This window comes from Thalassospira profundimaris WP0211 (assembly GCF_000300275.1).
GTDB classification, from domain to species: Bacteria; Pseudomonadota; Alphaproteobacteria; order Rhodospirillales; family Thalassospiraceae; genus Thalassospira; species Thalassospira profundimaris.
The window spans coordinates 341,598-356,813 of the sequence record NZ_AMRN01000002.1 but is presented as its reverse complement, the minus strand read 5'-3'; the positions used below and the strand labels follow the sequence as shown (position 1 = coordinate 356,813).

The 15,216-nt window shown below is 55.3% G+C and carries 15 protein-coding genes; 8 read left to right on the top strand and 7 right to left on the bottom strand.

Translation table 11 applies throughout. The features are described from left to right. Positions 1-77: 77 nt before the first annotated feature. Positions 78-848, bottom strand: a complete 771-nt coding sequence (locus TH2_RS05905) for a substrate-binding periplasmic protein (protein WP_008889493.1) — start codon at positions 846-848, stop codon at positions 78-80. Between the two features lie 112 nt (positions 849-960). Beyond that, positions 961-3,096, bottom strand: a complete 2,136-nt coding sequence (gene uvrB / locus TH2_RS05900) for an excinuclease ABC subunit UvrB (protein ID WP_008889492.1) — start codon at positions 3,094-3,096, stop codon at positions 961-963. A 316-nt stretch (positions 3,097-3,412) separates the two neighbouring features. On the opposite strand from uvrB, the gene TH2_RS05895 reads away from it, so the two are divergent. Both TH2_RS05895 and TH2_RS05890 read left to right on the top strand, forming a co-directional pair. Beyond that, positions 3,413-4,615, top strand: coding sequence for an aspartate transaminase (locus TH2_RS05895; RefSeq protein ID WP_008889491.1), 1,203 nt, complete (start codon positions 3,413-3,415; stop codon positions 4,613-4,615). Positions 4,616-4,769: 154 nt separating this feature from the next. Then, entirely contained in the window at positions 4,770-5,576 is an 807-nt protein-coding gene (locus TH2_RS05890) for an alpha/beta fold hydrolase (protein WP_008889490.1), read from the top strand. Positions 5,577-5,615: 39 nt separating this feature from the next. Here the strand turns inward: TH2_RS05890 and TH2_RS05885 are convergent, their stop codons facing one another. The 3 genes from TH2_RS05885 to TH2_RS05875 are packed head-to-tail and all read right to left on the bottom strand — an operon-like array spanning position 5,616 to position 8,747. Further along, complete coding sequence (locus tag TH2_RS05885) at positions 5,616-6,698, bottom strand: ABC transporter substrate-binding protein (RefSeq protein ID WP_008889489.1); 1,083 nt, start codon at positions 6,696-6,698, stop codon at positions 5,616-5,618. After that, positions 6,695-8,032 carry a sensor histidine kinase gene (locus TH2_RS05880; protein WP_008889488.1) on the bottom strand — a complete coding sequence of 446 codons (1,338 nt, stop codon included), beginning with the start codon at positions 8,030-8,032 and terminating at the stop codon, positions 6,695-6,697. The genes TH2_RS05885 and TH2_RS05880 overlap by 4 nt, the downstream gene beginning before the upstream one ends. Positions 8,033-8,075: 43 nt before the next feature. Then, complete coding sequence (locus TH2_RS05875) at positions 8,076-8,747, bottom strand: response regulator transcription factor (protein WP_008889487.1); 672 nt, start codon at positions 8,745-8,747, stop codon at positions 8,076-8,078. A 183-nt stretch (positions 8,748-8,930) separates the two neighbouring features. Between TH2_RS05875 and TH2_RS05870 the strand changes: the two genes are divergently transcribed. Next, positions 8,931-9,536 carry a Bug family tripartite tricarboxylate transporter substrate binding protein gene (locus TH2_RS05870; RefSeq protein WP_008889486.1) on the top strand — a complete coding sequence of 202 codons (606 nt, stop codon included), beginning with the start codon at positions 8,931-8,933 and terminating at the stop codon, positions 9,534-9,536. Then, the gene (locus TH2_RS05865; protein WP_008889485.1) at positions 9,526-10,167 is read left to right on the top strand and encodes a tripartite tricarboxylate transporter permease; all 642 of its coding nucleotides are present in this window, start codon (positions 9,526-9,528) and stop codon (positions 10,165-10,167) included. Before TH2_RS05870 ends, TH2_RS05865 begins: the two co-directional genes overlap by 11 nt. A gap of 81 nt (positions 10,168-10,248) precedes the next feature. On the opposite strand, the gene ahpD is transcribed toward TH2_RS05865, so the two are convergent. Beyond that, positions 10,249-10,785, bottom strand: coding sequence for an alkylhydroperoxidase, AhpD family (gene ahpD / locus TH2_RS05860; RefSeq protein ID WP_008889484.1), 537 nt, complete (start codon positions 10,783-10,785; stop codon positions 10,249-10,251). A 182-nt stretch (positions 10,786-10,967) separates the two neighbouring features. Continuing rightward, positions 10,968-11,495 carry a peroxiredoxin gene (locus tag TH2_RS05855; RefSeq protein WP_008889483.1) on the bottom strand — a complete coding sequence of 176 codons (528 nt, stop codon included), beginning with the start codon at positions 11,493-11,495 and terminating at the stop codon, positions 10,968-10,970. Between the two features lie 165 nt (positions 11,496-11,660). Between TH2_RS05855 and TH2_RS05850 the strand changes: the two genes are divergently transcribed. From TH2_RS05850 to TH2_RS05835, 4 genes are read left to right on the top strand one after another with little or no spacing between them, the layout of a single operon-like run. Beyond that, positions 11,661-12,584, top strand: a complete 924-nt coding sequence (locus tag TH2_RS05850) for a LysR substrate-binding domain-containing protein (RefSeq protein ID WP_008889482.1) — start codon at positions 11,661-11,663, stop codon at positions 12,582-12,584. 54 nt (positions 12,585-12,638) lie between these two features. Beyond that, entirely contained in the window at positions 12,639-13,613 is a 975-nt protein-coding gene (locus TH2_RS05845; protein ID WP_008889481.1) for a rhomboid family intramembrane serine protease, read from the top strand. A 40-nt stretch (positions 13,614-13,653) separates the two neighbouring features. Continuing rightward, the gene (locus tag TH2_RS05840) at positions 13,654-14,694 is read left to right on the top strand and encodes a zinc-dependent alcohol dehydrogenase family protein (RefSeq protein WP_008889480.1); all 1,041 of its coding nucleotides are present in this window, start codon (positions 13,654-13,656) and stop codon (positions 14,692-14,694) included. 3 nt (positions 14,695-14,697) lie between these two features. Continuing rightward, positions 14,698-15,210, top strand: coding sequence for a DUF2478 domain-containing protein (locus TH2_RS05835; RefSeq protein ID WP_008889479.1), 513 nt, complete (start codon positions 14,698-14,700; stop codon positions 15,208-15,210). The last annotated feature ends 6 nt before the right edge of the window (positions 15,211-15,216 follow it).

Genomic DNA, 15,216 nt, shown 5'->3' with positions numbered 1-15,216 from the left:
TGTTCCGCCCAAACGCAAAAGCCGGTGTTTTACGACAACGGCTTTTTTCTTGGTGATTTTCTTGGCCATCGGACGCGTTACGAATCAGTATTGGCATACCGGCCATAAATTTCCTCAAAGGTGCCGTCCTGGCGCATATCGATCAGGTGTTTCTCAAATACGGTAAAGCTGCCATCGGTGAAAAAGTCCGACTGGCGCGATAGCGCAATGAAAGACGGCTGTCCCTGTAACAACAAATCAGATCGCTTGATCCGAAACGGCCCGAACTTGCGGATATGGGCAATGGCAAGAAGCTCCGGCGCAATCAGCGCATCAATCCGCCCAAGATCAAGCATCCGAAACAACGTCTCGTAATCCGCCGCTTCGACAAACCGGATATAGGGCGCCTCACTAAACTGCCAGCCATAACTGGCCCCGCGCAGAACTCCGGTCAGTTTGTGTTCAAGATCCTCGATCTCGATCACATTGGCATCCAATGCGCCGGTATAAATCACCTTTGGCTCGCTCGGCAGGGCTGCGCCGAAATAATACATGTATTGCAGACGATCATCTGTGCGATTGGGACCAAGCATCAGATCCGCCTGCCCGCTCTCCATCAGGAAAAGCGCACGTTTGAACGGCACCACCTGAAACACAAGATCAATCCCCGCACGTCGCGCAGCTTCGCGCACGACATCAACATAGATGCCGCTATAAACCTGCTCATCGGTTGTTTCGGTCACAATACGATAAGGCGGGGCATCATTGATCGCGACGATCAATGTACGTGCGGCAACCTCGTTGCCAAACCATCCTGCCCCAAGCAGGAACACCGTGAAGACCAAACTCCAGGCTTTCAAACGCCACATCAAGTCTTCTCCATAGCGATCACACAGCGATCTGTGTCGCTGTTGTTATATGTGATCACGACAAATATTCTCAACGGCGAATGCAACCTGTATTTGTAATTTTCTAAATATCCTAGGCCCCTTTTCTACGGCGCCCTTTGTATTTCGGTTTATTGGCCGATTTTGACCCGGGGCCGACAGTGCCAATGGTGCGCGCCATCGGGCCGGCCTCGGCCAGACCCAGTTCCTGATCCTCAAGGCGTTTGATCTCGTCACGCAGACGGGCTGCTTCCTCGAACTCAAGGTTCCCGGCAGCATCGCGCATGCGTTTCTCAAGATCTTCGATATGGGCACGCAGGTTATGGCCAACCATGATGTCGCCCGACACCCCGGTATCAACCGTGACGTAATCCTGTTCGGCGACACTTTCGAGCACATCATTGATCCGCGACCGCACGGTTTCCGGCGTAATGCCATGTTCCGCGTTATAGGCCATCTGCTTTTCACGCCGGCGATTGGTTTCGCCAATCGCGTATTCAAGGCTGTCGGTCATCTTGTCTGCATAAAGCAGCACCCGACCTTCAACGTTACGCGCCGCGCGGCCAATCGTCTGAACCAGCGATGTCTTGGAGCGCAGGAACCCTTCCTTGTCCGCATCCAAAATCGCGACCAGTGCACATTCAGGGATATCCAGACCTTCGCGCAGAAGGTTAATCCCGACCAAAACGTCAAACACGCCAAGCCGCAAATCACGGATGATCTCGATGCGCTCCAGCGTATCAATATCGGAATGCAGATAACGTACACGTACGCCATGCTCATGCAGGTATTCGGTCAAATCCTCGGCCATGCGTTTGGTCAGGGTGGTAACCAGAACACGCTGTCCCTTGGCGGCACATGCCTTGGCCTCGCCCAGCAAATCATCCACCTGGGTTTCAACCGGGCGCACGATACAGATCGGGTCAATCAGACCCGTCGGGCGAATAACCTGTTCGGCAAACACACCACCGGTGCGTTCCATTTCCCAGTTACCCGGGGTTGCGGAAACAAACACGCTTTGCGGGCGCATTGCTTCCCATTCCTCAAACTTCAGCGGTCGGTTATCAACGCAACTTGGCAGGCGGAAGCCATGCTCGGCCAGGGTAAATTTGCGATTATAGTCCCCGCGATACATGCCGCCGATTTGCGGCACAGCCACGTGGCTTTCATCGACAAACAGCAATGCGTTTTCCGGCAAATATTCAAACAGGGTCGGCGGCGGCTCTCCCGGATTGCGGCCCGACAGCCAGCGGGAATAGTTTTCAATCCCCTTGCAGTGGCCGACCGTTTCCATCATTTCCAGATCAAAGGTCGTGCGTTGTTCGATCCGCTCGGCCGCCAGCAACTTGCCCTCGGCCTGGAACTGCGCCAGACGGTCTTTAAGCTCCTGCTTGATGCCGGCCATCGCCTGCACCAGCGTCGGGCGCGGGGTAACATGGTGCGAATTTGCGTAAACCGTGACCGAATCCATGCTGGCAAACTTGTGCCCGGTCAGCGGGTCAAATTCCGCCAGTTCCTCGACCTCGTCGCCAAACATCGAAACGCGCCATGCCCGGTCCTCGGCGTGGGCCGGGAAGATTTCCAAGACATCGCCGCGCACCCGGAACGTCCCGCGCGAAAAGGCCGCGTCATTACGGGTATATTGCAACTCCACCAGACGCTTCATGATATCGTTGCGATCAACCTCGTCCCCGACCGAAATGCGCTGGGTCATCTCAAGGTAGGTTTCCACCGCCCCGATACCGTAAATGCACGACACCGATGCCACGATGATACAGTCGTTGCGCTCAAGGATCGCACGCGTTGCGGCATGGCGCATCCGGTCGATCTGCTCGTTAATCGAACTATCTTTTTCGATATAGGTGTCGGATCGCGGGATATAGGCTTCGGGCTGGTAATAGTCATAATAGGATACGAAATACTCGACCGCATTATCCGGGAAGAAATACTTCATCTCGGCATAAAGCTGGGCGGCCAGCGTTTTGTTGGGCGCCAGAACAAGGGCGGGGCGCTGCGTCTTGGCGATGATGTTTGCCATCGTAAACGTCTTGCCCGACCCGGTCACGCCCAGCAGAACCTGATCGCGCTCGCCCTCACCGATACCGGCCATCAGCTCGGCAATCGCTTGCGGCTGATCACCGGCGGGCTCGTATTCGGTCACCAGTTTGAATTCCCGTGATCCTTCGACAGGCGGGCGACGTTTGGTCAAAAATTCCGGTAGCGCATTCATCGGGCAGATCCCTTTTCATTCCAACCCTAGTTATAGGTCAGATACGCCTGACCGCAAGCCCCCGCCCTGACAGTTCCTGTCAGGAAGTGTCAGGAGACGTCAGGATGTAAATTCGGGAACAACGGGTGTTTTGGCACGTTTGCAAAACAGTTCTTTCCGCTCGGACTTCTGAAAGGCTGCAAAATTGGATAAAATCATCCCAAAGAACCCGCAGAAGGCCCTAAACAGCCTTGAATTGGAATTAAGGCAGGCGTAGGGTCCGAACCGAAAGAACACGATTCTTTTCACTTCTCATAAATTCCAGGGAAACAGACCAATGGCGTTCATTGCCGACCGTTTGAGCCGTATCAAACCCTCTCCCACCATTGCTGTCACCACCAAGGCTGCCGAACTTAAGGCTGCCGGCGTTGATGTGATCGGACTTGGCGCAGGTGAGCCGGATTTCGATACCCCCGACAATATCAAAGAAGCTGCCAAAGCGGCGATTGACGCTGGCAAGACCAAATACACTCCGGTCGCCGGCACGCCGGAGCTTCGCAAGGCGATTGTCGAAAAGTTCAAGCGTGAAAACGATCTGGAATACACCATCGACGAAATCACCGTCGGTTGCGGTGGCAAGCAGACCCTGTTCAACGCGTTCTTCGCGACCCTGAACCCGGGCGACGAAGTCGTCATTCCGGCACCATACTGGGTATCCTATCCGGACATGGCGCTGATGGCCGAAGGTACCCCGGTCATTGTTGAATGCCAGGAAGAAAACGACTTCAAAATCACCGCCGCCGAACTGGAAGCCGCGATCACGCCAAAAACCAAATGGGTTGTTCTGAACTCGCCGTCGAACCCGACCGGTGCGGCCTATTCGCGCGCCGAACTGCGCGCGCTTGCCGACGTGCTTCTGAAACATGAAAACGTCTACATCATGTCTGATGACATGTATGAGCACCTTGTCTATGACGGCTTCGAATTCACCACCATCGCCCAGGTCGAGCCGAAGCTGAAAGACCGCACGCTGACCTGTAACGGTGTGTCGAAATCCTATGCCATGACCGGCTGGCGCCTTGGTTATGCCGCAGGCCCGGTCGAGCTGATCAAGGCGATCAACAAGGTCCAGTCGCAGTCGAGCACGCACACCTCGTCGATCAGCCAGGCAGCTTCGGTCGAGGCACTCAACGGTACGCAGGACTTCCTGGCAGAACGTGCTGAAGTCTTCAAAAAGCGTCGTGACCTTGTGGTTGCCGCGCTCAACGAATGCGAAGGCCTGTCGTGCAAAACCCCTGAAGGCGCGTTTTATGTCTATCCGTCCTGCGCGGGCGCGATTGGCAAAACCACCCCGGATGGCAAGAAAATCGAAACCGACACCGACTTCGTCACCTACCTGCTTGAGGCAGAAGGCGTTGCGGCGGTTCAGGGTTCGGCATTTGGTCTGGCACCGTATTTCCGTATTTCCTATGCGACCTCGGACGATGCCCTGATCGAAGCCTGCAAACGCATCAAACGTGCGTGCGCAGCCCTGAAATAAGGTCTGCTATCCCGGTCTTCGGGATTAAATCGTATCAAACAGGGTCCGGCACTTGCCGGGCCCTGTTTTTTTGTCCATGATTACAATTAAACAATTGCGCACCGAATTACCGATAAATCATCCGAACAACGCCCTAACAAAGATTGCCCCTCACATGAAGATCGAAAATTTCTATGCCACCGTGAACGGTATCAGCTTGTCATGTCAGCGGATCATCCCCGAGGATGTCCGCCCTGATGCGCCAACCATCCTGATGCTGCACGAGGCCCTTGGCACGATCCGCATGTGGCGCGATTTCCCGGCCAAACTGGCGACCGCGACCCACCACCCGGTGGTTGTCTATGAGCGGCGCGGGCATGGCAAATCCGATCCGCATGCGGTTGGTGATATTCCGCGCGCGATTGATTTCCACAACACCGAAAGTGATGTCTATCTGCATGGCCTGATCGCGGAACTGGGCCTCGCCAAACCGATCCTGTTTGGCCACAGCGACGGGGCGACCATTGCGCTTAAGTATGCCGCACGCTTCCCGGATAATGTAACGGCGGTGATTTCCGAGGCCGCCCATGTTTTTGTCGAGGATGTCACGGTTGCCGGCATCACAGAGGCGACCAAAATCTATGCCCAGACCGACTGGAAGACCAAACTGCAACGCCATCACTTCGCCCAGACCGACGATGTCTTCCGCGCCTGGGTCGATACCTGGCGCCAGCCTGAATTCCGTGATTGGAACATGGTCGATGAGCTTGCCAACATCACTTGCCCGCTTCTGGTCATTCAGGGCGATGACGACCAGTTCGGCAGCGACGAACAGGTCCACACCATCTGCGCACAGACCGGCGGCCCGGTGACCAAAATGCTGATCAAGGATTGCGGCCACATCCCGCATTTCGATCAACCCGATCAGGTGATCAAGGCCAGCCTCAAACATCTTGGCCTTGCCGAATGTGTCGATGGCTAAGTCATCAAACGCCTTGCCGCATATTACGGCGTTTGGGATCTAATCGGGCTGCGGTGATGGGCTTGCTGTCCCGCCACTCCACAAGATTGAAGACTCCCAATCTTCAAGGAAGCTCTTCTTCTTGAGCTCGTCCTGAAAGCCCAGCAAACCGATCCCCAATTTCACCCGGAATACCGGGATGTCTTCCAGATGCGGGGTAAGCACCGTTTCGACATTCTGATTGATCGGAATCAGTGCCGAATTGTTTGCCAGAACCTGCTGCCCTTCGCGCGACAGCAAAAAGTCGATGAACAGTTGCGCCTGATATTTGGCCTTGGACGTCTTCGGTACAAAGGCCGTGCGGCTCATTGTGATGGTGTAATCGCGCAGGAAATAAACCCCGATATCCGGGTTTTCCCGTGCCGCGGCCATGGCATAGGACCCAATCACGTTATAGCCCAGCACCAGCTCCCCAGTGGCAACGCGGTCGAGAATTTCCGACGAACAACAAAACAACTTTGCGCCTGCGCGACCGAATGTTTCGGTCAGACGTGATGTCTGGTTGTTCTGAATGGCATCCTGAGTGGCAAAGAAATATCCGATCCCCGATTGGCGAATGTCATAGGTGCCAATCTTTCCACTGAACAATTCCGGATTGTCACGTACCATATTGGACAGATCCGTATGGGAAACCGGGCTCTCCAATCCTTCAAACGCCTGTTTGTTATAAACAAGTGCCGCCGGCTCAAAGGAAAACCCGTAAAGCTCGTTGCGCCACTGGGCCCAACTAGGTATCGCATCGACGTTTTCCGGCTCGAACCGATAGGCCAGCCCCTCATTGACCAGCTTGACCTCCAAATCCATTGCCGGGCTGATGATCACATCGGCTTCCATTTTCGGGTTATCAATATTGTACATGACAACCTGATAAAGTTCGCTGGTATTGAACTCGCGATAGACGACGTCAATGTCGGGATATTTCGTCTCAAACACATTAATAAAGGGCTCGACCGCCGAGGTATCGGTCGCCGACCAGACATGCACCTGAACACGCGCAAAGGCCTGCGTGCCCCAAAGCATCGCCAAAACCAAAACCGCGACCTGCGCGCAAACGCACGAAAAGCGTCGGAAAAATACCGTCATTCCTGCCCCCCTTCGACCACGGGAAACACCATTTCGACACGCAACCCGCCAGCGGGCGACTGCCCCAATATCAGTTCCGCATGATGGCGTTCGGCAACTGCGTTAACGATGGCAAGTCCAAGACCGGTACTCAGACTTGAAAACCGTTCCAGCACGGATGCGTGTTTCCCGACATCAATCCCCGGCCCGTTGTCATCAACGATCAGGTGACATTTCTCATCCGATTTGCGCACCAGGATATCGATCTTATGTGGGGCCTTCCCGTGTTTGATGGCGTTATCCACCAGATTGCGCAACGCCTCGCGAATGCCGATTTCGTCAAGCATCACAAACACCTGCTCATCCGGGGCAAGGTCACTTTCGATGGAAAATTCCGTATCATATTTAAGATAGTCGCGAATGATGTCGCCAAAGGCAGTGCGAACCACATCAATCAGAACCTTGCGCGCCAGTGGGGTATTGTCTGCCCGATGAATGATCATCGCGTGCGATAACAGCTGGTTGGTCAGACGAATGGTTCTTTGCGCCTGTTCTTCCGCCTGCTTGATGCGCGCCTGCTGCTGATCTGCGTCCGACTGGCGACTTGCACTTTCAAGCAACCCTTGCAACGCGCCAAGCGATGTACGGGTTTGATGCGCGACATCGGCAATAAAGGCCTGCGCGTTATCAAGGCTTTTCTTATGGCGCAGGATCAAACCATTGATCGATCGTGTCAGACTGGCGACCTCGCGCGGCGGTGTGATCTGGATTGGTGAAAAGTCGGTCGGTTCGCGATACCGCAACTGGCGTTCGATCCCGATCAGGGGCGAAAGCGCACGGTTAATCCCAAACCAGACAAATCCCAGTCCAATGGCCGTGACCAGCAACAGTAACGCAATCGCATTGATCATCATTTCGCGCGCAAAGGCGTCTCTAGCAATTCGGGTTTGTCCGATCTGAACAACCACCCAATCGCCATAGCCCGCACCGGCAAGAAACCGCCCCTGAAGCAGGAAGCGCACGTCTTCACCGCTGTAATGGGTATCAAAAAATACCGGCTGGTCGGTTGGTTTATATTGCTCGGGCTGTGGCAAATTCCCAGACCCGGTCAGGGTTTTGCCATTGGCAGTAAAAATACGATAGAAAACCCGGTCACTTTCGGCCAAGCCGATCAATTCCAGCGCCGAATAGGGAATTTCGACACTGGGCCCGGTTGGCGTCACCAGTGTACGTTCCAGAATGGCAAACGCCGCACCACTCAAAAGCCTGTCATAGGAATGGTTCGCGGCATCACGTGCGTAACTCCAGATCCCCACCGCGATACTGACAAGAATGATCGCAAATCCAACCGCCATGCTGGTCAAAAGCCGCTGGCGTAAAGAATGATGTCTGGCCGTCTTATTCATCCGCAATATGGGCAATATACCCAAGCCCCCGAATGGTCTTGAGGATAATCGGCCCACCCGACAATTTCTTGCGCAATCGGGTGACCATCTGCTCGACCGCATTCATGCTCGGCGCTTCATCAAACGAATACACCTTGTCTGCCAGATCTTCCTTGGTCAGAACCCTTTGCAGATTGCCGATGAAGATCTCAAGCAGCTGGACTTCGCGGTTACGCAATTCAATATCGCGACCGTCAATCGTTGCGACTTTTGATGCGCGATCAAACACAAGGTTGCCGGCGCGAAATTCATTGGATGCCACACCGCTTCGACGGCGGATAAGGGCGCGGCAGCGTGCCGCAAGTTCACGCAGATCAACCGGCTTGACGATGTAATCATCTGCACCGCCATCAAGCCCGATCAAACGGTCATCGATTTCCGACCGCGCTGTCAGGATCAGGACCGGGGTGGCATCCCCGCGGGCGCGCATTGATCGTAAAATTTCAAACCCGCTACGGCCCGGCAGATTGACATCCATCAGAACCAGATCGAACTGCTTGTGACGCAGCAAATCGTTCGCAAGCTCGCCATCATGCTCGCAATCGATGGCATGACCATCCGCGTGCAAACGATCCATGATCGTTTCCGCCAATGTTTCATTATCTTCAATCAAAAGAATACGCATGCCGGATATTAGGCGTGCTTTGGGTTTCTTACAATTTGTTACACTCGATGTCAGCTTCAAGTCAGGAAGGAGTCAGCCTCCCGTCAGCATACCGTCAAGGCAATGTCAGTCTCGTGGCGTATAGCAGATATGCGGATCGAACATTGATGCGCGTAAAGAATAATCCAATGGGAGGATACAACTATGAAAAAGCTGTTCGCAGCTTCCGTTGTCATGGCCGGTTGCTTTTTTGGCACCGCGCATGCCGCAGACATTGAAAAGCCCGAATGCATTGCCCCGGCCAAACCGGGTGGCGGTTTTGACCTGACCTGCCGTGTTGCCCAGGCTGGCGTCGGTGACAAGTTGGGTGACCCGATGCAGGTAACCTTTATGCCGGGCGGCATTGGTGCGGTTGCCATCACCCTTTTCAACACCACCCGTACTGATGACCCCAATGCCATCGTTGCATTCTCGTCGGGTTCGCTTCTGAACATCGCGACCGGTAAATACGGCGAATGGACTGAAAACGACGTTCGTTTTCTTGCTACTGTTGGTGCTGATTTCGGTGCGGTCATCGTCCGTGCAGACAGCGAATACAAAACCCTTGATGATCTGATGAACAAGATCAAGGAAGACGAAGGCAGCCTGGCAATTGGTGCGGGTGGTTCCGTTGGTTCGCAAGACTGGATGAAAGCAGCCCTGCTTCTTAAGTCTGTCGACCGTGATCCGCGCAAAATGATCTATGTCGCCTATGATGGCGGCGGCGATGCCCTGACCGGTCTTCTGGGAGGCAGCATTGATGGCCGGTGAAGACCGCAAGAAATTCGGCACCGGCGATCCGCGGGGTCTAGCCGCACCTGAATCTGGCAACAATGCCGCGGCCGGCGGCGCGATGGTCCCGATGCTGACGCTTGGTATTCCGGGGTCGGGTACGACTGCTATTCTGCTCGGTGCGTTGATGTTGTTTAACGTCACCCCCGGCCCGCTGATGTTTGAACAGCGCCCGGAAATTGCATGGGGCCTGATTGCGTCGATGTATATAGGCAACTTGGCGCTTTTGGTAATCAACCTGCCGCTGGTGGGTCTGTTTGCCAGAATGCTGACCATTCCGCAGAAATATCTCAGCCCGCTGATCGCGGTTCTGGCCTTCATCGGCGTCTATTCTGTGGTTGGTAACCCGTTTGATCTGTTCCTGATCATCGCATTCGGGATTTTCGGCTGGGTCTTGCGCAAACTGGAATTCTCGCTGGCCCCGATCATTCTGGGCTTCGTGCTGGGTCACCTGTTTGAAGACAACCTGCGCCGTGCACTTTCGATCTCGCGCGGGGACTGGTCGATCCTGGTCTCAAGCTGGGAAAGCATTGGTCTGTATGTGATGGCTGTGTTGATTGTCGCACTGCCTGTCATCGTTGGTCTGCGCAACAGACGCAAAGCCAAATAAACTGTCCTTGCCGGACACAAACTGAAAGAGGGCGTCGTAATGACACCCTCTTTTTTTGTCTTGATGGCAGATGTTTGGCGGTTATTCGGCCAGTGCATCCTCGGCATCAATCACAACAGCAACCGCATGGATAACCGATGCGATGCGGATGGCGTTCTGGATGGTTTCCTTTTTAACGCCAGCGTTCTTCAGCACCTTGTCATGGCTATCGATGCACATGCCGCATCCATTGATCGCCGAAACCGCGATCGAAAACAGTTCGAAGTCGGCCTTATCAATGCCCGGCTTGCCGATGATGTTCATGCGCAGGCGGGCCGGCATGGTGCTGTATTCTTCATCCGATACCAGGTGGTTGAACCGGTAATAGATGTTGTTCATGCCCATGATGGCAGCTGCACCTTTGGCAGCTTCAATCGCCTCAGGCGTCAGTTTTTCTTTTGCTTCTGCGGCAACGGCCTTGGTCAGTTTGGCGTTGCGCGATGCAAAGGCACACGCAAGGGCAGTGCCATAAACCTGCTGGTCGGTCATGCCCGGATTGTTGGCCATGCTCGAAAGGTTCAGCTTAAGGTCCTTGGCATAGGCCGGCATGGAGTCCTTGATTTCAACGATCGACGTCATGGAAAAAATCCTCTGAAGCTGTCTGAAACAATAAACGCGTAATTCAATAACGAATGCGGGGAATTATCAGCCGTGGCAGTGCCGCACTTGGTCGGGCGCACAATGCGCAAGTCGGCAAAAGTCACAGGCTGAAAGGCGGGACCGGGCCAAGGCCCGATCCCACAAATAGGTCCGGACTGGACTTACAGGGTTTCGTCGCCCTGGTTCCAGTTGCACGGGCAAAGTTCGTCGGTCTGCAGAGCGTCAAGAATACGAAGGGCTTCCTGCGGGTTACGACCAACGTTCAGGTCGTTGACCTGTACGTGACGGATGATGTTGTCCGGGTCGATGATGAAGGTCGCACGCAGGGCAACACCGGCGTCTTTGGCCAGAACACCAAGGGCGGTCGAGAGTTCTTTTTTCTCGTCAGCCAGCCATACGAACGGGCTGTCGCCCAGGTCTTCGTGGTGGGTACGCCATGCAGCGTGCACGAAGTCGGTGTCGGTCGAGCAACCCAGAAGAACCGCATCACGGTCTTCGAAATCACCATTCAGTTCGCCGTAACCAACGATCTCGGTCGGGCAAACAAAGGTGAAGTCTTTCGGCCAGAAGAACAGGATCTTCCATTTGCCTTCATAGGACTTGTCGGTAACCGGTGCGAAGCTGTCCGGGGTTTTGCCCGAAACGCCGGTAAGATTGAATTCTGGAAGCGTATCACCAACGGTAAGCATTATGGTTACTCCTAACCCAGTTTGTAAAAACAATGAGCGGCCCCCGACAGGCCGCAAAAACTTTTGTGTGCAGTTGCAAAAAATGCACTGCTTGCTAGCGATTTGTAGAGAAATGCATTACCTAAGACAAATAGATAAAACTTGGATTCTTGATAGGAAAAATTTATGGCTGCCCAACCAAGCATCAAGCAGCTCAAATACCTTGTTGCGCTGTCCGAAACCGGACATTTTGGCCGCGCTGCAGAGACTTGCTTCATTACGCAGCCAAGTTTGTCAGCTGCGATAAGCGAGCTTGAGAACCTTCTGGGCGCCCAACTGGTCGAACGCAACAAGCGTCAGGTCCTGATGACGCCACTCGGTGAAGAGGTCGTTTCGCGGGCGCGAAATATCCTTCAGGAAGTTGATGAATTAACCACCATGGCGCAGGCCGCCTCCGACCCGCTTTCGGGCCCGATCCATATCGGTGTGATCCCGACCATCGGCCCCTATCTGTTGCCCGATGTGATGGCCGCACTCAAGGCGGGCTTCCCGAAATTGCAGCCGCTTCTGCGCGAAGACCAAACCGCCAAGCTGGTGGAACTTCTGATGGCCGGCAAACTCGATCTTGCCCTGATTGCGCTTCCGATTGATGAAAACTGGCTTGAAGAGTTCGAACTGTTCGAGGATCGCTTTGTCTTTGCCTGTTCGCCAAACAATCCGCTGACCCATAAAAAGCATCTCGAAATCAGCGACATCAAGGATGAAAAACTCCTCCTGCTGGAAGACGGGCACTGCTTGCGCGATCAGGCGCTTGAAGTCTGTCAGAAGGCGGGCTGGAACAAATCGGCTGATTTCCAGGCCAACAGCCTGTCGACCCTGGTTCAGATGGTCGGGGCCGGCATCGGTGCCACACTGTTGCCGGAAATGTCGCTTGAAGTCGAAGCGCGTCGGCCCGATTTGCTTAAAATCGTTCCGTTTGAAAATCCGGTGCCGATCCGGCGGATTGGCATGGTCTGGCGGCGCAGTTCGGCCCGCAAGCTGGAATATCGTCAGCTGGCAGCCTACCTGCGCGATCGCCTTGCCCCGCGCGATCAGGCCGTCGTTGCCTGATCGGCAGCCCGTTGCCCACCGTACCACTTAGGACACAGACAACAGACATAGCCAATGCTGCCGATCAAGGACAACAACCCGACCACCATCACGCCATGGGTCACCTACGCGATCATTGCGATCAATGTCGTGGTGTTTCTGGGCACCGTCACCCTTGATCCGCGCGCAGCCACGCTTGTGAACCTGCAATACGGTGCCATCCCGGCCGTCCTGTTTGGTCACGCCGAACTGCCACCGGGCTTTTCACCCTTCCCGGCCGGTTTCGGGTTCCTGTCGATCTTTTCGGCCATGTTCATGCATGGCGGCTGGATGCATCTGGGCGGTAATATGCTGTATCTCTGGATCTTCGGGAATAATGTCGAAGATTCGATGGGCCATTTCCGCTTTCTGATCTTTTATCTTGCCTGTGGCGTTGCTGCAGCGCTTGGGCACGGGTTGCTTGATACCCAGTCGGAAATCCCCATGATCGGCGCATCCGGTGCGCTGGCAGGCGTCTTGGGGGCGTATTTCCTGCTCTATCCCAAGGCCCGCGTGCTGGTCTGGTTCTTCTGGGTGTTTGTCTTCTATGTTCCGGCCGTGGTCGTACTGGGCTTCTGGTTTATCACTCAGGTGATCAATTTTGGCAGTGGTGCCGGGGGTGGCATCGCATGGGTTGCCCATATCGCGGGTTTCCTTGCCGGTGTCGCCCTGATCCCGCTATTCAAGCATCGCAATGTGCCGCTGTGGCATGATGGCTCGCCCGCACCAGCCTTTGGCATTTATCGCCCTGGTCGCAAAACGCGCGGAGCCACATCGAACATCCCGCCCTGGGCGGCTGCCTATGAGGCAGAGCGCGCAGCCAAACGTGCCAATATGCGCCGCGATCAGCGCGGGCCCTGGGGAAAAGAGCGCAAAGAGGGCGAGGAGCGCGATTCATCCCCTTGGGGCCGCTATCAGCCGAAATCGGCACCAAAACCAAAATCCAAACCATCGGTCGGCGTCCCGAAAGTTGTCCGCTTGCATCCGGACCGCAACAAGGATGATACTTAGGCCAAAGTAAAAAAAAAAGTCGTCCCCGGAGGAATTCGTTATGCGCGCAGCCTACTTCACCGAATATCAAGGCCCGATCGAGGTCCAGAAACTCCCCGACCCGACCCCGCAAAATGGCGGTGTGGTCATCAAGGTCGAGGCCACCGGCCTTTGCCGCAGCGACTGGCACGGCTGGATGGGCCATGATTCCGATGTGCAACTGCCCCATGTACCGGGCCACGAATTTGCCGGCACCGTGGTTGCAATCGGCAAGGATATCAAACGCTGGAAAGACGGTGATCGCGTCACCGTGCCCTTCGTATCTGGCTGCGGTCATTGCCCGGAATGCCATAGTGGCAATCATCAGGTCTGCGATCATCAATTCCAGCCGGGCTTTACCGGCTGGGGCAGCTTTGCCGAATATGTCGCGATTGATTATGCCGACACCAACCTTGTCCGCCTGCCCGATGAAATGGATTTCGCAACCGCCGCAAGCCTCGGCTGTCGCTTTGCCACCAGCTTCCGCGGCGTGATTGATCAGGGCAAGGTTTCTGCCGGTCAAATCGTCGCCGTCCATGGTGCCGGCGGTGTTGGCCTGTCGGCGATCATGATTGCCGCGGCCGCCGGCGCCTATGTGGTGGCTGTCGATATTGATAACGCCAAACTCGACTTCGCCAGGGAACTTGGTGCCAACGCAGTCCTGAATGCGCAGGAAGTCGATGATATCCCGACCGCGATCAAGGACATCACCCGGGGTGGCGCACATGTATCGGTCGATGCACTTGGAAGTGCTGTGACCTGCTTTAACTCGGTCGCGTGCTTGCGCAAACGCGGCAAACATATTCAGATCGGGCTGATGACCGGCGACCACGCCCATGCCAAGGTACCGATGGATCGCGTCGTCGCCCATGAACTTGAAATACTCGGCAGCCACGGCATGCAGGCCTTTCGCTATGACGCGATGCTCGACATGATCCTGTCAGGCAAACTCGCCCCGCAAAAGCTGATCGCTGATCACGTCACCCTGGCCGAAGGGGCGACTGCGCTGATGAATATGGATAGCTTCGCCTCGACCGGTGTTACCGTGATTGACCGGTTCTGATCCATGCTGGCCGGTATCGCCTTTCAGCCCAAAGACCCGATTGATGATCTGCTTGCCGGGATTGCCGACACCATGTTGGCAAACGGCAAGTCGGTTGCGGGGTATGTGCAAAAACGCCGCAAGGATGCCGATTGTGGCACCCTGGTGCATGTCCGCAATCTGCGCAGCGGCGATGAAATGCCAATCACGAAAAATCGCGGCAAAATGGCCAAGGGTTGCAAGCTTGATGGCGACGCGCTGTCGACCTTGGCCGAACAGCTCGCGCGCGATGTTGAGGCAGGATCGGACATTCTGATCATCGCCCGCTTTGGCCGGAGCGAAGCCGACGGGCGTGGACTTCGTGATGTGATTTCACGCGCGCTGGATCTGGAAATACCGGTTCTGGTCGGGGTGCGCGATGAGTATCGCGATGCGTGGGATGCCTTCCATGGCGGCTATGCCGACGCACTCGCCCTTAGCGCACAAGCCATCGAAAACTGGCTGTCGGAAGCACGCGCAGATACGGTGGCAGTCTGAGGATAG